The 18812-nt window shown below is 58.5% G+C and carries 19 protein-coding genes; 12 read left to right on the top strand and 7 right to left on the bottom strand.

The window, feature by feature from the left end; genetic code table 11:
• Positions 1-6: 6 nt before the first annotated feature.
• The 3 genes from AC0B60_RS14495 to AC0B60_RS14485 all read right to left on the bottom strand — a co-directional run bounded on the left by AC0B60_RS14495 (position 7) and on the right by AC0B60_RS14485 (position 3859).
• Positions 7-1413 (bottom strand): OmpP1/FadL family transporter, encoded by a 1407-nt coding sequence (locus AC0B60_RS14495; RefSeq protein WP_465086540.1) that lies wholly within the window; start codon positions 1411-1413, stop codon positions 7-9.
• A gap of 115 nt (positions 1414-1528) precedes the next feature.
• Complete coding sequence (locus AC0B60_RS14490; protein WP_465086538.1) at positions 1529-2650, bottom strand: PilT/PilU family type 4a pilus ATPase; 1122 nt, start codon at positions 2648-2650, stop codon at positions 1529-1531.
• A gap of 174 nt (positions 2651-2824) precedes the next feature.
• Positions 2825-3859: a type IV pilus twitching motility protein PilT gene (locus tag AC0B60_RS14485; protein ID WP_027830795.1), complete on the bottom strand. Its 1035-nt coding sequence runs from the start codon at positions 3857-3859 to the stop codon at positions 2825-2827.
• 145 nt (positions 3860-4004) lie between these two features.
• Between AC0B60_RS14485 and AC0B60_RS14480 the strand changes: the two genes are divergently transcribed.
• The 10 genes from AC0B60_RS14480 (at position 4005) to AC0B60_RS14435 (ending at position 13100) form a co-directional block, all read left to right on the top strand.
• Positions 4005-4697, top strand: coding sequence for a YggS family pyridoxal phosphate-dependent enzyme (locus AC0B60_RS14480; RefSeq protein ID WP_465086537.1), 693 nt, complete (start codon positions 4005-4007; stop codon positions 4695-4697).
• Between the two features lie 83 nt (positions 4698-4780).
• Positions 4781-5614 (top strand): pyrroline-5-carboxylate reductase, encoded by an 834-nt coding sequence (proC, locus tag AC0B60_RS14475; protein ID WP_465086536.1) that lies wholly within the window; start codon positions 4781-4783, stop codon positions 5612-5614.
• Between the two features lie 23 nt (positions 5615-5637).
• Positions 5638-6219, top strand: a complete 582-nt coding sequence (locus AC0B60_RS14470) for a YggT family protein (protein ID WP_036203140.1) — start codon at positions 5638-5640, stop codon at positions 6217-6219.
• A 243-nt stretch (positions 6220-6462) separates the two neighbouring features.
• Positions 6463-8427: a dynamin family protein gene (locus tag AC0B60_RS14465; RefSeq protein ID WP_465086535.1), complete on the top strand. Its 1965-nt coding sequence runs from the start codon at positions 6463-6465 to the stop codon at positions 8425-8427.
• Positions 8428-8596: 169 nt separating this feature from the next.
• Complete coding sequence (gene metX / locus AC0B60_RS14460) at positions 8597-9745, top strand: homoserine O-succinyltransferase MetX (RefSeq protein WP_465086534.1); 1149 nt, start codon at positions 8597-8599, stop codon at positions 9743-9745.
• The gene (metW, locus tag AC0B60_RS14455; protein ID WP_465086533.1) at positions 9742-10344 is read left to right on the top strand and encodes a methionine biosynthesis protein MetW; all 603 of its coding nucleotides are present in this window, start codon (positions 9742-9744) and stop codon (positions 10342-10344) included. Before metX ends, metW begins: the two co-directional genes overlap by 4 nt.
• The gene (locus AC0B60_RS14450) at positions 10341-10799 is read left to right on the top strand and encodes a DUF4426 domain-containing protein (protein ID WP_465086532.1); all 459 of its coding nucleotides are present in this window, start codon (positions 10341-10343) and stop codon (positions 10797-10799) included. The genes metW and AC0B60_RS14450 overlap by 4 nt, the downstream gene beginning before the upstream one ends.
• Positions 10799-11410: an RdgB/HAM1 family non-canonical purine NTP pyrophosphatase gene (rdgB, locus tag AC0B60_RS14445; RefSeq protein ID WP_465086531.1), complete on the top strand. Its 612-nt coding sequence runs from the start codon at positions 10799-10801 to the stop codon at positions 11408-11410. The genes AC0B60_RS14450 and rdgB overlap by 1 nt, the downstream gene beginning before the upstream one ends.
• A 2-nt stretch (positions 11411-11412) precedes the next feature.
• Positions 11413-12567, top strand: coding sequence for a radical SAM family heme chaperone HemW (gene hemW / locus AC0B60_RS14440; RefSeq protein ID WP_465086530.1), 1155 nt, complete (start codon positions 11413-11415; stop codon positions 12565-12567).
• Positions 12567-13100, top strand: coding sequence for a hypothetical protein (locus AC0B60_RS14435; protein ID WP_465086529.1), 534 nt, complete (start codon positions 12567-12569; stop codon positions 13098-13100). Before hemW ends, AC0B60_RS14435 begins: the two co-directional genes overlap by 1 nt.
• Positions 13101-13126: 26 nt before the next feature.
• Here AC0B60_RS14435 and trmB read toward each other — a convergent pair whose 3' ends face one another.
• The 3 genes from trmB to AC0B60_RS14420 form a co-directional block, all read right to left on the bottom strand.
• Positions 13127-13843, bottom strand: coding sequence for a tRNA (guanosine(46)-N7)-methyltransferase TrmB (trmB, locus tag AC0B60_RS14430; protein WP_007154277.1), 717 nt, complete (start codon positions 13841-13843; stop codon positions 13127-13129).
• 76 nt (positions 13844-13919) lie between these two features.
• A complete protein-coding gene (locus tag AC0B60_RS14425) occupies positions 13920-15443 on the bottom strand; it encodes a YifB family Mg chelatase-like AAA ATPase (protein WP_465086528.1) in 1524 nt (507 codons plus the stop codon).
• Positions 15444-15502: 59 nt separating this feature from the next.
• Positions 15503-15757 carry an accessory factor UbiK family protein gene (locus tag AC0B60_RS14420; protein ID WP_465086527.1) on the bottom strand — a complete coding sequence of 85 codons (255 nt, stop codon included), beginning with the start codon at positions 15755-15757 and terminating at the stop codon, positions 15503-15505.
• A 420-nt stretch (positions 15758-16177) separates the two neighbouring features.
• Between AC0B60_RS14420 and glnK the strand changes: the two genes are divergently transcribed.
• Positions 16178-16516 (top strand): P-II family nitrogen regulator, encoded by a 339-nt coding sequence (gene glnK / locus AC0B60_RS14415; RefSeq protein WP_004578958.1) that lies wholly within the window; start codon positions 16178-16180, stop codon positions 16514-16516.
• 72 nt (positions 16517-16588) lie between these two features.
• A complete protein-coding gene (locus AC0B60_RS14410) occupies positions 16589-17869 on the top strand; it encodes an ammonium transporter (RefSeq protein ID WP_465086526.1) in 1281 nt (426 codons plus the stop codon).
• A gap of 60 nt (positions 17870-17929) precedes the next feature.
• Here the strand turns inward: AC0B60_RS14410 and speE are convergent, their stop codons facing one another.
• Entirely contained in the window at positions 17930-18811 is an 882-nt protein-coding gene (gene speE / locus AC0B60_RS14405; protein ID WP_465086525.1) for a polyamine aminopropyltransferase, read from the bottom strand.
• Position 18812 lies beyond the last annotated feature (1 nt).

The following is an 18812-nucleotide window of genomic DNA, read 5'->3' as shown; positions in this document are numbered from 1 at the left end:
CACTACTTAAAACTGCTTACTGACCTGCACACCTGCACTCCAGGCGTCAAGTTCATAGGTACCGCGATAGCGTGCCGCACCGGGCATGGGCTCGTCGTTGACGTCATAGTTCTGTTCGTTCACTTCCTGATCGTCGAACAGCAACATGCCGGCCGCGACATCTACCGTCCAGCCTGAGCGGGCATCGGCATACTGCGCACCCAACGTGACCCAGTCGCGGTCACCCGATGGAATTCGAGCCGTACGGAAATCGTCGTTCACTGGCGATTCGTCCCAGGCATAGCCGGCCTTGAACGCCCACTCAGGGGTGGCCTGCCAGATGGCACCAACATTGGCCTGCCAGGTGTCTTTCCAGTTTTCGGAGACGTGCGTCACCAGGCGCTCATCACCCAGGCCGGGCCCCGCCTGCGAGGAGATGGGACCATCCTCCTCACTACTGACCACATCCAGTGCCTCAAACCGGCTCCACTTGGCCCAGGTAGCACCTGCCAGCAATGTCACGGTATCGGTCAGCCGGTGACGGGCGCCGAAGGTAATGCTCTCCGGAATGTCTAGCGGAACCGTGACCTTTTCGGTGACCGTGGACTGGCTGAACACCAGACCACCGCCACTAAGGCTACCCTGCGGATAATTGCGAACTTCTGCCTCGCCATCCAGTTCCAACTCCGTTCCGGTTTGGGCAGAGATGCCAAACTGAGTCTGCTCCGAGATTTCCCAAAGCATCCCGAAGGCAAACGTGAGCGCAACGTCATCGCCCTCGATATCCGCATAGCCGTCTTCCAATGTTCCAGGCGGCAATCCGAAGCGGGCTTCGGTGCCACTGTAGTCCTGGAATTTGGTCAGCCGGCCTTCGGCATAGATCACATTGACGCCCGCGCCCATGGAGAATCCGTTACCGTCGTTGACGGCAATGGACGGGCTGAATGCGATGGCGGTCAGCTCGGTCTTGTCCGCAAAAAAGCGCCCTTTGAAGTCGTTCTCATAATCCGCCGCCAGGCCATAGGGGGCATGCAGGCCAAAGCCCACGTCCAGCCAGTCGTTGATTTCGTGGGTCATGTAGAAATTGGGGAGGGCGGCCGGGTCGGCGATGTCACCACCGTTTCCACCGGCGACGGGACGGCCGTCATCGCGGACGGCACTGCCAGTGCCTTCCTTGAGCTCGGCATCAATATCCAGAACGGCAGCACCGAATGACATATTGGTGCCGGAAAGCTGGCTCATGCCGGCCGGATTGAAGAACACCGTGGTGGCATTCTCTGGGTTAGCGGCGGTACCGGCGTTGGCAACGCCCATGGCACTGGCACTTTGCTCATTAAGCGAGAAACCGCCAGCCAGCGCTGCGGCGGGTGTCGCCAACGCCGATGCTATCGCGATTCGGATAACAGAGCCGGGCAATACTTTGTTTTTGCGCATAAATCCCCCTGGATGATCGTCGGGACGGAGTATACGCACCGCGGGCCAATGGCCTCAAATGCCATGACTACTGATTCGGAATCCTAATCTGTTACTACTTTAGTCTAATTCCCGATCAATCGTCCTGGATCGACAACTTGTCGACACTGGAAGCCAGCTTGTCGGCACCCTGGGAATCGGCACCCAGCTTGATCATCAGGCGCAGGTCGTTGGCAGAATCCGCGTGCGCTAGGGCGTCCTCGTAGGTGATGGAGCCTTCGGCATAGAGTTCATAAAGCGCCTGATCAAAGGTACGCATGCCGCTCTCGTTGGACTTGGACATCAGCTCCTTAAGGCGGTGCACTTCGCCCTTGCGGATCAGGTCTGCAACCAATGGCGTGTTGACCAACACTTCGATGACGGCTTTGCGCCCCTGCCCGTCCGGCGTTGGGATTAGCTGTTGAGCGACGATGGCCTTGAGGTTCAGGGACAGGTCCATCCAGATCTGGTTGTGCTGTTCCGGCGGGAAGAACTGGATTATCCGGTCCAGCGCCTGGTTGGCGTTGTTGGCGTGCAGGGTCGCCAGGCATAGGTGGCCGGTTTCAGCAAACTGCACCGAGTATTCCATGGTCTGTCGGGTACGCACCTCACCAATCAAGATCACGTCCGGCGCCTGGCGCAGGGTGTTCTTCAGCGCCACTTCAAAGCTATCGGTATCAATGCCCACTTCTCGCTGGGTCACGATACAGCCCTGGTGCTGGTGGACGAATTCGATGGGATCCTCAATGGAGATAATGTGGCCCCGGCTGTTGCGGTTACGATGCCCGAGCATGGCCGCCAGTGAGGTGGACTTACCGGTGCCGGTGGCGCCCACGAACATGATCAGGCCGCGCTTGGTCATGGCCAGATCCTTGATGATTTCCGGCAGAGCCAAGTCATCAATTTGGGGGATTTTCACCTCGATCCGCCGCAGTACCATGCCGCAGAGGTTACGCTGGAAGAAGGCGCTAACACGGAAACGGCCGATGCCTCGAGCACTGATGGCGAAGTTGCACTCGTGGCTTTCTTCGAATTCGGCCCGCTGCTTGTCGTTCATGGCGCCATAGACGAACTCCCTCGTCTGCTCCGGCGTCAATGCATTCTTGGTGACAGGCAGGACCTTGCCGTTGACCTTCATGGAGGGTGGCACACCGGCAGTAATGAAAAGGTCGGAGCCGCCTTTGTCCACCATCAAACGGAGCAGTTTTTCGAATTCCATGATCTTTTTACCTGTGTTTCTGGCTTTCGGTGCTTTGGGTGTCGGGCAGCGCCTGTTCCAGGGCACGCTGTGAACACGTCCATGTGCGCTCGACAAAAACATCCATGTTTTTGACGTCCCTGGAACAGGCACTGCCCGACACCCTCCGAACTTTTGCCGAGCCTTCTACAAAGTTTAGAAATTATCCGGCATTTTTGCCTTCATTCTCGCGGCTTCGCGGGAAATCAGGCCTTTCTTCAAGAGTTTTTCCAAGCACTGGTCCAGGGTTGTCATGCCCAGGGAGCCACCGGTCTGGATTGCCGAGTACATCTGCGCGATCTTGTCCTCGCGGATCAGGTTACGGATCGCCGAGGTGCCAATCATGATTTCGTGGGCCGCAATCCGGCCGCCGCCCATTTTCTTCATCAGGGTCTGGGAGATAACCGCCTGCAACGACTCTGACAACATCGAACGAACCATAGACTTCTCTTCCGCCGGGAACACGTCCACCACGCGGTCGATGGTTTTTGCCGCCGAGGTGGTGTGCAGGGTGCCGAACACCAGGTGGCCGGTTTCTGCGGCGGTTAGCGCCAGACGTATGGTTTCCAGGTCCCGCAGCTCGCCGACCAGGATTATGTCGGGGTCTTCCCGCAGTGCCGAGCGCAGGGCTTCGTTGAAGCCCAGGGTGTCACGATGCACTTCCCGCTGGTTCAGCAGGCATTTCTTGGATTCGTGCACGAATTCGATGGGGTCCTCAATGGTGAGGATGTGTTCGTAACGGCTGTCGTTGATGTAGTCGATCATCGCCGCCAGCGTTGTGGACTTACCGGAGCCCGTCGGGCCGGTCACCAGCACCAGGCCACGGGGCACAGAGGCGATGTCCTTGAACACTTGGCCCATGCCCAGGTCTTCCATCGTCAGTACCTTTGACGGGATGGTCCGGAAGACCGCGCCGGAGCCCCGGTTCTGGTTGAACGCGTTGACACGGAAGCGGGCAACACCAGGCACTTCAAAGGAAAAGTCGGTTTCCAGAAATTCTTCGTAATCCTTGCGCTGCTTGTCGTTCATGATGTCGTAGATCAGCCCATGGACTTCTTTATGTTCCATCGGCGGAAGATTGATTCGGCGAACATCGCCGTCAACACGGATCATCGGGGGAAGGCCGGCAGACAGGTGCAAGTCTGATGCGCCCTGTTTGGCCGAAAAGGCAAGCAGTTCAGTAATATCCATAGGGGTCCTCGGAAGGCTTTTTTCTTTTATCCCGGTATACGCCGGCTCCGGTCACTGGCCCTGAACGGCTTCACTTGGCATTTCAGTGACCTGCGGGTAACGTGTCAGCGTATCAGAGACTGACCGGAATCGGCGGATTCGCACTATGAGCAGCATAGCAGACAACATCGGGAGCGTAACCCGACGCATACAAAAAGCAACATTGAAGGCCGGTCGCAGCGCGAGTTCCGTGCACCTGTTGGCAGTTAGCAAGACGCGCCCGGCCGACGAGATTCGCACGGCTTACAGCGCCGGCCAACGAGCGTTTGGTGAAAACTACGTTCAGGAAGCTCTGGACAAGATGGGCGAGTTGCAGGAGTTGGACGCCATCGAGTGGCACTTTATCGGCCCGATTCAGTCCAACAAGACCCGCCAGATTGCCGAGACGTTTGCCTGGGCACACAGCGTTGAGCGACTCAAAATCGCCCAGCGCCTGAACGATCAGCGCGCCCCCGCTCTCCCGCCGTTGAATGTCTGCCTTCAGGTGAACATCAACAATGAAGAGAGCAAGTCTGGCTGCGCCCTGGAGGACCTCATCGATATGGCAGATGCCATCGAAGAGATGCCAAACCTCTCGCTCAGGGGGCTGATGGCGATTCCGGACCCGGACCAGCCCGAGGCGGAATTGCGCTCAAGCTTTCGCAAGCTGGCCAATGCGCTTAAACAGATGCGCCAGGAAGCCCCTGGCTGCGGCCCGCTGGACACCCTCTCCATGGGCATGTCCGGCGATCTTGAGATGGCCATTGAGGAAGGCGCAACCTGGGTGAGAGTCGGTACCGCTCTGTTCGGGCCTCGGTAACCGGAGGCTGACAGCCTCAGATCCTGTTATCATCACCGGCAGACTGACAACTGACCACTACTGATCCAAACGTGGAGTGAACCTTGAGCACATCACCAACGATTTCGTTTATCGGTGCCGGCAACATGGCTAGCGCCATCATCGGTGGCATGCTGGACAGCGGCTTCAAGGCCGCCAACATCTGGGTCAGCGCCCCCGATGACAACCATCTTCAATCCATCCGTAAACAGTTTGGTGTCAGCGTCACCACCGATAATCGTTACTGCGCCGAGCAGGCCGACATGGTGGTTCTGGCGGTTAAACCACAGGTTATGGCAAGCGTCTGTGCCGACATCGCGCCGGTTGTGCAGAACACCCGCCCGCTAATGGTGTCCATCGCCGCAGGACTGGAAGCATCCACCTTGGACGAATGGCTTGGCGGCGGCCTCCCCCTGGTACGCGTGATGCCTAACACGCCGTCGCTGGTCGGCAAAGGGGCCGCTGGCCTCTATGCCAACGATCAGGTCAAAGAAAAACAGAAGGCCATGGTGGAGTCGGTCTTTAACAGCATTGGCTCGGCCCTCTGGGTGGAAGATGAGTCACTACTGCACGCAGTCACCGCACTGTCTGGCAGCGGCCCCGCCTATTTCTTCCTGATGCTGGAAGCACTGGAAGAAGCGGCTACCGATGCGGGCATCGCCAGTGACACCGCCCGCGCGCTGGCAATCCAGACCATGGCTGGCGCTGCCGAAATGGCAGGACGCAGCGAACACGACCCTGGCCAGCTCAAACGCAACGTCATGTCTCCCGGTGGCACCACGGAACAGGCCATCCAGACCTTTGAAGAAGGTGGCATGCGAGATCTGGTCAAGAAGGCCTACTCTGCCGCTTACAAGCGCTCCGGGGAAATGGCCAAAGAACTCGCCAACAAACAGTAACCGATAACGGGAGACACGGCTTCATGCTGGCTGACATTCTGATCACCATTCTGCTCATTGCCTCGACGTTTTACCTGACGATCGTACTGCTGCGCTTCCTGCTGCAACTGGCCAGGGCGGATTTCTACAATCCGATCTCGCAGTTCGTGGTCAAAGCCACCAATCCGCTGCTGCGCCCGCTTCGCCGCTTTATTCCCGGCTGGGGCGGTATCGACGGCGCGGCCCTGGTGCTAGCGGTCATCATCCAGGCGATCACCTTCTTCCTCATTCTTGTGGCCCTGAACAGCAGCATACCGGCGATCAACCCTCTCACCCTGCTCAGTTGGGCTATCCTTAACGTTCTTGATCTGATCGTTAAGATCTACTTCTGGTCCGTCATTGCGGTCGTGGTCGTCAGCTGGATTGCGCCACAAAGCGGCCACCCTGCTATCCAACTGGTTGCCCAGATTACCGAACCCGTGATGCGCCCCGTGCGAAATGTGATGCCATCCATGGGCGGCCTGGATCTGTCCCCGATTATCGTGTTCCTGATCCTCAACGTGGTTTCGGTGGTAATCGACCACATGAAGGTGGCCGCCGGCATGGGCTCCATCGTCGGAATGTAGACCACCTCTCAAAAACACATTCCGTTACATATCAGGACAATAAACTACTCTTACCCGCAGCTGGTTCATCTATCTGAATCAGCTGCATTTTTTGCCTCCCACACGTCGCCCCGCTATACAGACCCGCGATCCCCCACGCGGAATTGCCGCGCCAATGCGGTAACATTAGCTATATTTTTGGCACAACTTTAACCAACCAAGATCCAACGCAGTCGCCCGGAAGTCGCGCAGAAGGATGGTCCGATGAACAAGCAAGGAACCCTGTCGCAGCAGGTAGAGGCCTACCACGGCTGGAAAAAAGAACTGATCAGGCAGATCGGTCGCTACCGCCTGTGGCTGCAGGACAACAACCTGTTTTCAGACGATGTCAGCAACCGCATTCGTCACGGCCTTGAGCTGCTGATCGAAGATGAACTCACCATTGCTTTCGTGGGTGAGTATTCCCGTGGCAAGACGGAACTGATCAACGCCCTCTTCTTTTCAGAATACGGCCAGCGCATGCTGCCATCCCAGGCGGGCCGCACCACCATGTGCCCGACCGAACTGTTCTTCGACCGCACGTCAAACAGCAACTATCTTTTGCTGCTCCCTATCGAAACCCGAACCGGCGAGCTGTCACTCCAACAGCTGCGCAAACAGCCCGAGCGCTGGGTCAAACACGATCTGGACGAGCGTGATCCGGAAATCATGCGGGAAGTGTTGGCGGAAGTAGCCCGCGTAAAAAGCGTCACCCCGCAGGAAGCCCGCAAACTGGGCTTCGACGAGGACATGCTGGAACACGACCGCAACCAGCCCGGCAACGTTGTGGTCCCGGCCTGGCGCAACGCACAGATCAGCATCCGTCACCCGTTGTTTGAACGCGGCCTGCGCATACTGGACACCCCAGGCCTCAACGCCCTTGGCTCGGAGCCGGAACTGACCATCAGCATGTTGCCTCGCGCCCACGCCATTATCTTCCTGCTGAGCGCGGATACCGGCGTCACCGCCAGCGATATGACGATCTGGAAGGACCACATCGACACTGAGCACGCTGACCATCGTGCCGGGCGCTTTGCGGTTCTCAACAAGATTGACGTGCTCTGGGATGACCTCCAGGGCGAGAAGCACACCCAGGAAGCCATTGACCGGGTGCGCAGCTACACCGCCGACCATCTCGGCATGCGCCAGAACGACGTGATACCGCTGTCCGCCAAGCAAGGGCTGCTGGCCCGGGTCAAGGGCAACGAAGAACTGCTTGAACGTTCCAACCTCGTCCAACTGGAACAGCTGATTATCCAGCGCATCCTGATGCATAAGGAACAGCTGATCACCCAGAGCCTGATCAACGACCTGCTGGGTATGCTGCAAAACAGTCAGGCCGCCATGCAGAACCGGCTGGATGCGCTCGAAGAAGAGCTGCAAGCCTGTTCTGGCGCAACCATGGACAAAGACGCCCTACGGCGCCTGGCTGACCGCGCACAGCGGGACTACGACTTCTACTACAAGAAGCTGATCACGCTCCGATCCAGCCGCCGGCTGATGGACTCCCAGGGCGAGATGCTCAAGGGACTGGTCAGCGAGGACCGGTTTGAGGCCCATGCTGAGAAAATCCGCCAGAAGATGTCGAAGAGCTGGACCACCGCAGGCATGAACCACAGCATGGATCAGTTCTTCGAACTGCTGGAAAACGACCTGACCAATCTTCTTAGTGAGGGAAGGCTGGCCGAGAAGATGGTTAGCGCCATCTATCGCCGCTACAACGAAGACACCCGAGCCCGTCACCTGGAACCGATACCATTGCGAGCAGGTCGCCACGTTATTGCCATTCGCGAACTGCGCAAGAAGGCAAAACGCTTCCGCATCAGCCCCAAAAACCTGTTGACGGAGCAGTCGTTGCTGGTCAGGCGCTTCTTTAACGTGATGGTGGGCGAAGCTCGAACACTGCATCTGCGCGTACGGGCCGATGTCGAACGCTGGCCGTCGGAAGCGTTGTTGCCAATCATGCAATACTCCATGGAACAGAAGCAGCTGCTGGAGCACCAGATCCGCCGCCTGCGGGACATGGTTCGCACCAACCGCGACGGCCGGGCCGAACGTGAACGACTGCAGAACACCATCAGCGATCTGACGCGCCAGCTTGAACTCGCCGACGCCATGCAGCGGCAAATCCGCAAACCGGCACCCACCCTGATCCAGCAGAAGGTGGTCAACATTTCCGGCGCGGTCTGACCGGCGCCGGAAATGGCGGTTGCAGCCATGCAGGCCGGCCTTTAAACTGCTTGGCTGGCAATCGCTTGGCCATAGCAGTTTGGCCTGCACTCACACGCAGGTTTTCGCCCGGCCCTTGCCTGAAACGTCTTCCAGATAATACGGACTGAATCAGGAACCTGTCGCGCCAATGCCCGATCCCTTGCCAACGGATTCTGTCGGGATAGTCACCCCACAGACACTGCACTTCGATACACCGATCACTCTCGCCTGCGATCAGACGCTGGAGAGTTATGATCTGGTGATTGAAACCTATGGCAAATTGAATGCGGATGCCACGAACGCGATATTGATCTGTCATGCCCTCAGCGGCCACCACCATGCCGCCGGCTATCACAGCAAGGAAGATCGCAAGCCGGGCTGGTGGGACAGCTGCATCGGCCCCGGCAAGCCAATTGATACCAACCGTTTTTTTGTTGTCAGCCTGAACAATCTGGGCGGCTGCCATGGCAGCACCGGGCCCGGTAGCACCAATCCTCAGACAGGCCAACCCTACGGCCCGGATTTCCCGGTGATCACAGTACGCGACTGGGTTCACAGCCAGGCATTGCTGGCCGACCGGCTCGGCATTGAATGTTGGGCCGCCGTGGTGGGGGGCTCCCTCGGCGGGATGCAGGCTCTTCAATGGAGCCTGGACTACCCGGACCGTTTGCGGCATGCCGTAACTATTGCCTCCACCCCACGCCTGAGTGCCCAGAACATTGCCTTCAACGAGGTGGCACGACAGGCGATCACGTCCGACCGTGAGTTCCACGACGGCCGTTACTATGAGCACGACACGTTGCCGCGCCGGGGCCTGATGCTGGCACGCATGGTTGGCCACATTACCTACCTTTCCGATGCCTCCATGGGTGAGAAGTTTGGCCGTGAACTCCGGGATCAGGCCTACAAGTTCGGCTACGACGCAGAGTTCCAGGTAGAGAGCTACCTCCGTTACCAGGGCGAGCGCTTCTCGGAGTCATTCGATGCCAACACCTACCTGCTGATGACCCGGGCACTGGATTACTTTGATCCGGCCTATGAGCATGACAACGACCTGGCAAAGGCCCTGCTCCAGGCGCGCTGCGAATTCCTGGTAGTGTCATTCAGCACCGACTGGCGGTTTACCCCGGCGCGGTCCGAGGAATTGGTGAATGCCATGATCGCGGCCCGCCGCAAGGTCAGCTACGCGGAAATCGACGCGCCCTGGGGCCACGACGCCTTCCTGATTCCAACACCGCGATACACCGCCATCTTCCATTCCTACATGGACAGAGTTGCACGGGAGGTGGGCGCATGAGAACAGATCTGAAAATCATCGAGCAATGGATCAGCGCTGGCAGTCACGTACTGGATCTGGGCTGCGGCGACGGCACCCTGCTGGACTATCTGCAGCGGGAAAAACAGGCCACGGGGTTTGGCCTGGAGATCAATCCGGACCATATCACCACCTGCATGGGTCGTGGGGTGTCCGTCATCGAGCAGAACCTGGACACCCAGGGCCTGGGTAATTTCGAAGACCATTCCTTTGATACGGTGCTGATGACACAGGCCCTGCAGGCCGTTCGACGCCCGGACATGGTCCTCGACGAAATGCTTCGAGTCGGTCGCGAGGGGATCGTGACCTTCCCAAATTTCGCCTATTGGCGATTGCGCTGGTTCCTGATGCGACGGGGTCGCATGCCCGAATCCGAAACGCTACCGTATAAATGGTACAACACCCCCAACATCCACCTGTGCACCTTCAAGGATTTTGAAGCCCTGTGCTACCGCAAGGACTTCCGGATACTGAACCGCACGGTGGTGGATGGCGAGCACCAGGATCGCTGGCTCAGCCGTATTTGGCCCAATATGTTGGGGCAGATTGCCATTTACCGGATAACCCGGGAGAAATCATGACCACACAGAGTCGTAATCACTGGCAGGCGCTGTTGTCACTGGCGTGCCTGGTCCTGCTCTTCACTAGTCAAAGCCATGCTGATTCGAAGGACTTTGGTGAATTCGAGGTGCACTGGAGCGTTTTTCCAAGCACCTTCCTGGCACCTGAAATTGCCCGCGAGAACAACCTCAATCGCAGCCGAGGTATTGGTATCGTCAACATATCAATCATGAGGGAAACCGAGGATGGCGGCCTGGAACCGGTATCGGGCCAGGTGGAAGGCAAGGTTATGAACGATATCCAGCAGGCCCGGTTCCTGGCGTTTCGACGCATCCAGGAAGGTAACGCGGTCTATTTCATCGCCGAATACCAGTACAGCAACGCCGAGTTAATGACCTTCCAGATCACCACCCGTCCCGCGGGTGCCAGACAGGATCTGCCCATCCGATTCACCCACACACTGTTTAACGACTGATGACCAACGCCACCAACAGACTGGTAATCGCCAGCAACAACAAGGGCAAGATCGCCGAACTCGCAGGCTTGCTCGACCCCCTCGGGCTGGCGCCCGTAGCCCAGGGCGAACTGGGCGTTGACGAGGCCGAGGAACCAGCCGTCACCTTCGTGGAGAACGCCATCCTCAAGGCGCGCCATGCCGCCCGCATCACCGGGTTGCCGGCCCTTGCGGATGACTCCGGCCTGGCAGTTGATGCTCTGGGCGGCGCACCCGGCGTCCGTTCAGCTCGTTACGCCGGTGACACGGCCAGCGACGAGGACAATGTCCGGGCATTGCTCGACGCGCTGAAGGACGTTCCTGAAGGCCGTCGCACAGCTCAGTTCCACTGCGTACTGGTTTATCTGCGCCATGCCGATGATCCCACCCCGGTGATCTGCCATGGTCGCTGGCCGGGAAGCATTCTGCCAGAACCCCGGGGTGACGGTGGTTTCGGGTACGATCCGGTGTTCCTGGTACCGGACACAGGCACCAGTGCCGCCGAGCTGTCCCGTGCGGAGAAGGGACGCATAAGCCATCGCGGGCGCGCACTGACTCTGCTTCTGAATCAACTGGGGCAAGAGGCCGGGTGACCATGGCCCCGCCGGATGACACAGCGGTCAGCGCCCTGCCCCCGCTAAGCCTTTACATTCACGTGCCCTGGTGCGTGAAGAAGTGCCCCTACTGCGACTTCAACTCCCACGCACTGACCGGCGACATTCCTGAAGCCGGCTATCTTGATGCGATCATGGAGGACCTTGCCGGTGACCTCGCATTAATCCAGGGGCGCCCCATCCAAACCGTCTTCATAGGCGGCGGCACGCCTTCGTTAATGTCGCCGGACTTCTACAACATATTGTTCGACCGGCTGCGTACGCACCTGTCGTTTGCCGACGGCGCCGAGATCACACTGGAGGCCAACCCGGGCACGGTAGAACAAGCCCGCTTCAACGGCTTTCATGACGCCGGGATAAACCGGCTTTCGCTGGGCATTCAAAGTTTCAACCCCATGCAACTGAAAGCGCTGGGGCGTATTCACGACGACATGGCGGCCCACAAAGCCATTGAAGCAGCCCGCAACGCCGGATTCGACAACTTCAACCTGGACCTGATGCATGGTCTGCCAGGCCAGACACCGGCAGACGCCCTGGATGACTTGCAGGCGGCCATGTCGTGGCAACCCCTACACCTGTCGTGGTATCAACTGACCCTGGAGCCCAACACCGAGTTTTACAGCCGCCCGCCCCAACTGCCCGACGACGACCACCTCTGGGAAATCTATTGCCAGGGGGCCGACTACCTGCATCAGCAGGGTTTTACAGACTATGAGGTATCCGCCTGGAGTCGGCCCGGAATGGCGTCCCGCCACAACCTGAATTACTGGATGTTCGGGGATTACCTGGCGCTGGGTGCGGGCGCCCACGGCAAGGTCACCTTCCAAAACGGCGATATTCGGCGTTTCTGGAAAACTCGCCAACCCGAGGCCTATATGAACCGCATAGGCAGCCGCACCGCCGGCAGCCAAATGGTCGAGCTGGAAGAGCGACCATTGGAGTTTTTGATGAACGCCTTGAGGTTGACGTCCGGAGTGCCAGAAAACCTGTTCACAGAACGTACAGGTTTACCGTTGAGCAGAGTTGCGGTAAAACTTGAAGAATTGAGAAAAGAAAACATGCTGAAACCGGGACGGATACAGACAACGGAACTCGGACAGCGTTATCTGAACAGTCTGCTGGAGCGCTTCCTCTGATGTCACTGCCGCGCCTTATGACCCTTTTGCCCAAACGGCTCAGCCTGAGCCTGGCGGCTACGGCCGCCCTGTTGCTGATCCTGGTGGTGGTCAATCAGCCCCTGCAGACTGGCTCAGCTCCCCAGGGCATCGTCAGCTTCCAGATGGCCGCCACGGCGGACCAGTCCATGGCCATACTGCGCAGCTGGCGACAGGACGGCATGCTATGGGCACAGATATCCCTTTGGTTGGACTTCCTGTTTGTACCGGCTTACCTGGCCACGCTGATTTTCCTGACCAATCACCTGATGCTGGACCGACCGGGCGTCAGGGAGCGTAACGTGGCACGCTGGGTGAAAGCCCTGTTTGTAACTGCGGGAGCCGGCGATCTGACGGAAAACATTTTGCTACTCAATAACATGGACCCGCCCACGGATATGGTCAGCCTGTCCGCCACGCTCTGCGCACTGGTGAAATTCACCGGCCTGATGCTGGGTGGTGCCGGGCTGGTAATCATTCGCGCCGCCCGGCGCCATCCTCTGGCCCACGAATAGCGCCACCTGTTAGCGTACCCGGCAGCCTAATTGGTGCGGTAAAATACCAGATCCCAGACGCCGTGCCCCAGAGTCTCACCCCGTTTCTCAAACTTGGTGATCGGGCGATCCTCCGGACGCGGCGAATATTCACCGATGTCCTGTGAATTCGCAAAGCCCTCGGACTCTCCCATGATCTCCATCATGTGTTCGGCGTAGTTTTCCCAATCGGTGGCCAAGTGCAGGATCCCGCCCACACGCAATTTGTGGCGCAGGCGCTGGACAAATTCGTGCTGAATCAAACGGCGTTTGTGGTGACGCTTCTTGTGCCATGGGTCCGGGAAAAACACCATCACCCGGTCCAGCGCCGCATCGGGCAGGCACCGGTCGATCACATCGTTGGCGTCAATGGCGTAGACACGAACATTCTCCAGCCCCCGGTCTTCAATCTCTTTCAGCAGGGCGCCTACCCCGGGCAGGTGTACTTCCACGCCGATGAAGTCCTGCTCCGGTGCCGCTTCCGCCATGTCCGCCAGGGACTTGCCCATACCGAACCCGATCTCCAGGTTAAGCATGTTGTCCCGCCCAAAGATCTGGCGTGGGTCAATCATGCCCTGTTCACGGGTCAGGCCGTATTTGGGCCAACTGCGGTCGTAGGCCTTTTTCTGGCCTTCGGTCATCCGCCCCTGGCGTAGCACGAAACTGCGTACGCCACGGCGGGTCGTCACGGGTGAATCGCCGGAAACATCGTTGTGATCGGTCATCTGACGTCCTCAACCGCCCTGTGCGGTTTTCCTTCAATGGGTTATGGCAACAGTTTACCAGAGGCCACCCAGCGGACTATACCGAAACCTGCGCGTTCCGGGTCTGCTGTCGGTCCAGTTTGCGATAGCCCAGCGCCTCGACCAGATGACCATTGCCAATGTGGTCGTAGCCGTCCAGATCTGCCAGGGTCCGCGCCACCCGCAGTATACGGTGCAATGCCCTGGCAGAGAGTCCCAGACGCTCCATGGCAGCGGACAACATGGCCTCGCCTGCAGCATCCACGCGGCAGTGCGCCTTGAGTTCACCACCACTCAAGGCAGAATTCCCGAACCCACGCTGCATCTGCCGCTCACGGGCCTGATACACCCGCTCTCGAACAACCGTACTGGCCTCTCCTCCGCCATTATGCTTCATCAGTACCTCCCCGCTCTGTACCGGCACTTCCACATGCAGGTCGAACCGGTCCAGCAATGGCCCTGATATCTTTGCCCGATAACGGAGCACCTGCGGAGGTGTGCACTGGCATTCAATCGACGGGTGCCCCAGATAGCCACACGGGCAAGGATTCATGGCCGCCACTACCTGGAAGCGGGCTGGAAAGGTCACCTGCCTCGCCGCGCGGCTGATGGCAATCTCGCCGGATTCCATAGGCTCTCGCAGCACTTCCAACACCCGGCGCTCGAACTCCGGCAGTTCGTCGAGAAACAATACGCCGCGGTGCGCCAGGGAGATTTCTCCGGGGCGCGGGCTACCGCCGCCACCAACCATGGCAACGGACGAGGCGGTATGATGGGGCGCGCGGTACGGCGGCCGACACCACTCTCCGTCCCGCACGGGAAGGCCGGCCACGGAGTGGATACTTGCTACCTCAAGCGCAGATTCAGTGGTTAACGGCGGCAAAATACCCGGCAGGCGGCTGGCAAGCATGCTCTTACCAGTGCCTGGCGGGCCAAACATCAACAGGTTGTGCCCGCCAGCGGCGGCAATTTCCAGCGCCCGCCGCGGTACACTCTGGCCATGCACATCCGCAAGGTCCGGAGCGTTATTCACGCCCGTTTCCGGCACCGCTGGCGGTACCGGGGAAATCCTCGCCCGCTCACACAGGTGTTCGCAGACCGTCAGCAGGTGGCCAGCTGGCAACACATCGTCCTGGCTGGCGAGGGCGGCTTCGGCGGCATTGGCTTGGGGAATCAGCAACCGACGCCCCTCTTTGCGTGCTGCCAGTATCGCCGGCAGCACGCCTTTCAGCGGCCTGAGTGCACCATCAAGGGAAAGCTCGCCCACGCATTCGTACTGCGCGAGGCTTTCCGCCGGAATCTGCCCGGAAGCAGCAAGGATGCCAAGAGCGATGGGGAGGTCAAAACGTCCACCTTCCTTCGGCAGGTCAGCGGGCGCCAGATTGATGGTGATGCGGCGGGCGGGAAACTCAAAGCCGGCGTTCATCAATGCGCTGCGAACACGCTCCCTGCTTTCACGAACCCCCGTTTCGGGAAGCCCGACAATGGACAGCGCCGGCAGACCGCCTGACAGGTGGACTTCAACGGTAACGGAGGGTGCAGAAACGCCAATACTGGCGCGGGTATGGACAACGGCAAACATGACAACCTTCCATGGTTATAGGTAATAGCGGCCTGGCCGCCTGACGGGCCTCCCGCCTGTCAGCTACTCGGGAACTGCTTTTCCAGGTCAGCCACGCGCTTTTCCAGCGCCTCGACCTTTTCGCGGGTTTTCATCAGTACAGCTTGTTGGGCATCGAACTCTTCACGGGTGGCCAGTTCAAGGCGCGACAGAACCGTCATCACCGTTGCGCGGGCCTGAGCTTCAAAGTCCTCGCGCGCGGCACGGGCCATATCGGGAACGAACTGGCCGAACTGTCCCTGAAGCTGGGAAAAGAAATCCTGCGGACCTTTCACGAATCACCTCTCAAAAAATCACCGGTCAAAATAGCTGCGTTTGACTAAACCACGCCCTGGGCGGGCTTTTGGTCGTGCCTGAACGACGCTTCGGAGTGTAACACTAATGCCTCCCCTGCCATACTGTGGCCGTCGACAGTATAATGTCGCCGAGGCAGGCCGTAATGCTCGCACAGAGTTCGTGCATCATTATGGTTCGCTTATGGCAGGCAAGCCCCTAAATGGTGCGGCCTGACGATCCATTTTGGATCAGAATATACTCAAGATACTGATAATATTGTTATTTTTTGCGTTGGCACACCCGATGCTAAAAGCCTTGTACGCAATCCGCACAATTGGTGTGCGAGGTGGCAGCATCCCGACCTCAACAACAGGCCCAAGAGTTCCAGATGTTGAGACGGCTTTATCAAGGAGAAAGCAATGAAACTTGTGACAGCGATCATCAAGCCTTTCAAGTTGGATGATGTCCGTGAGGCACTATCCGAGATTGGCGTACAAGGCGTAACCGTCACTGAAGTCAAAGGCTTCGGTCGCCAGAAGGGCCATACCGAGCTCTACCGTGGCGCAGAATACGTGGTGGACTTTCTGCCCAAGGTCAAGGTTGAAGTTGCGATCGGCGACAACCTCCTCGACCAGGTCATCGAATCCATCACCAAGGCAGCCAACACCGGAAAAATCGGTGACGGCAAAATTTTCGTGACCGAGCTGGAACAGGCCATCCGAATCAGAACCGGGGAAACCGGCGAAGAAGCGGTTTGATCAACGCCTGACTTACCAGACTGCCAACGCAAAAAACTTATAACCTGAAAAGCCTCGTGCGGAGGGCTTCACATGGAAAGCAATCTCAATCACATTTTTGAACTCCAGTATGCGCTGGATACCTTCTACTTCCTTATTTGCGGTGCCCTGGTCATGTGGATGGCCGCAGGCTTCTCAATGCTTGAAGCCGGCCTGGTGCGTGCAAAGAACACCACTGAAATCCTGACCAAGAACGTCTCCCTGTTTGCCATTGCCTGCACGATGTACCTCATCTGCGGCTACGACATAATGTACGGTGGCGGTCTCTTCCTCAGCGGCGTTACCACGGTCGCTCAAATGGACGATGCGGCGATTGCCGGAGTCCTTGCTGCTTCCAACGAAGCCGGTTTTGGTGAGATGGGTGAATACGCCGGGGCTTCTGATTTCTTCTTCCAGGTTGTCTTCGTTGCAACCGCCATGTCCATCGTTTCCGGTGCCGTGGCCGAGCGCATGAAGCTCTGGGCCTTCCTGGCTTTCGCCGTCGTCATGTGTGGCTTCATCTACCCGATGCAGGGCTCCTGGACCTGGAACGGCGACGCTGTCTTCGGCATGTTCGAACTGAACTACAGCGACTACGCCGGCTCCGGCATCGTCCACATGGCAGGTGCTGCTGCGGCTCTGGCCGGTGTGCTGCTGCTGGGTGCCCGTAAAGGCAAGTACGGTGCGGACGGCCAGATCAAGGCGTTTCCAGGTGCCAACCTACCGCTGGCAACTTTGGGCACCTTTATCCTGTGGATGGGCTGGTTCGGCTTCAACGGCGGTTCTACCCTGAAGCTCGGTGGCATCGGTGTGGCCAACGAAGTCGCCAACGTGTTCCTGAACACCAACGCAGCAGCTGCTGGCGGCCTGATCGGCGCCCTGATTGTGGCTCGCATCATGTTCGGCAAGGCTGACCTGACCATGGCATTGAACGGCGCCCTGGCTGGTTTGGTGGCAATCACAGCCGAACCGGCTGATCCTTCACCTCTGCTGGCAACCATTATCGGCGCCATCGGCGGCATCATCGTGGTGTTCTCAATCGTGACACTCGACAAGCTGCGTATTGATGACCCGGTCGGTGCCATCTCGGTACACGGCGTGGTCGGCATCTGGGGTATCTTCGCGGTACTGCTGTCCGACGCGGACGCGACCTTCATGGGTCAGTTGGTCGGCATGCTGACCATCTTCATCTGGGTCTTCGTGACCAGCCTGATTGTCTGGGGCATCCTCAAGGCGGTCATGGGCATTCGGGTAACCGAAGAGGAAGAGTACGAAGGTGTAGATCTGTCTGAGTGTGGTATGGAAGCCTATCCGGAGTTTGTCAGCAGCAAGTAATATCAGCTGACACTGGATCAAAAGAGGGGCGCCTGCGGGCGCCCCTCTTTTTTGTTTCCTCTACCGTTCGCTCGACATCACCTCATCTTCCAGGGCATCCACCATGAACTGCGGCATAGCCAATGCCCCACGGTGGATGTCGGCGTTGTAATACCGGGTCACAAACGGCCGCTGGCCGGCGTCTTCCTCACGGAAATAGACCACCGGCTTTTCTTTCCCCGCCATGGTGCAACTCCACCAGCCGGTGGGGTACACCGGTTGCGGAAACGGCAGGGTGCGAACATGGTCGAAACCGGCCGTTTTCATCTCGTCGTGGATGGTCTTGATGATGGTGTTGGTGTGCAGCAGCGGCGATTCGCTCTGCTGGACAATGATGCCACCGTCTCGCAGGGCGATCATGCAGTCACGATAGAAGTCGAGGGCGAACAGGCCTTCGGCGGGGCCGACCGGGTCAGTGCTGTCAATGATAATGACGTCGAGGCTTCCTGGCACCGCATCGCGTATCCACTGGATGCCGTCGCCGAAGAAGAAGTTGGCGCGAGGATCAGTGTTGGATTCGCAGAGTTCGGGAAAATACTGTTCCGAAAGACGGGTCACACGCTCGTCGATTTCCACCTGCCAGGCCTCTTCCACGCCCGGGTGCTTGAGAACCTCTTTCAAGGTACCGCAATCACCACCGCCAACGATGACGACTTTTTTCGGGTCTTTATGGGTGAACAGGGCTGGATGAGTCATCATTTCGTGATAAAGAAAGTTGTCACGGGTGGTGAGCATCACGCAGCCGTCGAGCACCATCAGGTTGCCGAAGGTTTCGGTTTCCCAGATTTCCAGTTTCTGGAAGTCGGTTTGTTCTTCGTGCAATTTCTTCTTTACCTGCAGGGAAAAGGCGGTTCCCTGGTCCTGGAATATTTCGGTAAACCAGCCGTCGTTCAGTGCAGTCATG

It is taken from the genome of Marinobacter sp. V34, from assembly GCF_055524115.1.
Note: the sequence above shows the minus strand (reverse complement) of the source record. Positions and strands in the feature narration are given on the sequence as shown.

Bases quoted from the DNA above. Each gene is read 5' to 3' on its own strand.
- AC0B60_RS14495 (WP_465086540.1), bottom strand. From the start codon at position 1,413: ATGCGCAAAAACAAAGTATTGCCCGGCTCTGTTATCCGAATCGCGATA.
- AC0B60_RS14490 (WP_465086538.1), bottom strand. From the start codon at position 2,650: ATGGAATTCGAAAAACTGCTCCGTTTGATGGTGGACAAAGGCGGCTCC.
- AC0B60_RS14485 (WP_027830795.1), bottom strand. From the start codon at position 3,859: ATGGATATTACTGAACTGCTTGCCTTTTCGGCCAAACAGGGCGCATCA.
- AC0B60_RS14480 (WP_465086537.1), top strand. From the start codon at position 4,005: ATGAGCAGCATAGCAGACAACATCGGGAGCGTAACCCGACGCATACAA.
- AC0B60_RS14470 (WP_036203140.1), top strand. From the start codon at position 5,638: ATGCTGGCTGACATTCTGATCACCATTCTGCTCATTGCCTCGACGTTT.
- AC0B60_RS14465 (WP_465086535.1), top strand. From the start codon at position 6,463: ATGAACAAGCAAGGAACCCTGTCGCAGCAGGTAGAGGCCTACCACGGC.
- metX (WP_465086534.1), top strand. From the start codon at position 8,597: ATGCCCGATCCCTTGCCAACGGATTCTGTCGGGATAGTCACCCCACAG.
- metW (WP_465086533.1), top strand. From the start codon at position 9,742: ATGAGAACAGATCTGAAAATCATCGAGCAATGGATCAGCGCTGGCAGT.
- AC0B60_RS14450 (WP_465086532.1), top strand. From the start codon at position 10,341: ATGACCACACAGAGTCGTAATCACTGGCAGGCGCTGTTGTCACTGGCG.
- rdgB (WP_465086531.1), top strand. From the start codon at position 10,799: ATGACCAACGCCACCAACAGACTGGTAATCGCCAGCAACAACAAGGGC.
- hemW (WP_465086530.1), top strand. From the start codon at position 11,413: ATGGCCCCGCCGGATGACACAGCGGTCAGCGCCCTGCCCCCGCTAAGC.
- AC0B60_RS14435 (WP_465086529.1), top strand. From the start codon at position 12,567: ATGTCACTGCCGCGCCTTATGACCCTTTTGCCCAAACGGCTCAGCCTG.
- trmB (WP_007154277.1), bottom strand. From the start codon at position 13,843: ATGACCGATCACAACGATGTTTCCGGCGATTCACCCGTGACGACCCGC.
- AC0B60_RS14425 (WP_465086528.1), bottom strand. From the start codon at position 15,443: ATGTTTGCCGTTGTCCATACCCGCGCCAGTATTGGCGTTTCTGCACCC.
- glnK (WP_004578958.1), top strand. From the start codon at position 16,178: ATGAAACTTGTGACAGCGATCATCAAGCCTTTCAAGTTGGATGATGTC.
- AC0B60_RS14410 (WP_465086526.1), top strand. From the start codon at position 16,589: ATGGAAAGCAATCTCAATCACATTTTTGAACTCCAGTATGCGCTGGAT.
- speE (WP_465086525.1), bottom strand. From the start codon at position 18,811: ATGACTGCACTGAACGACGGCTGGTTTACCGAAATATTCCAGGACCAG.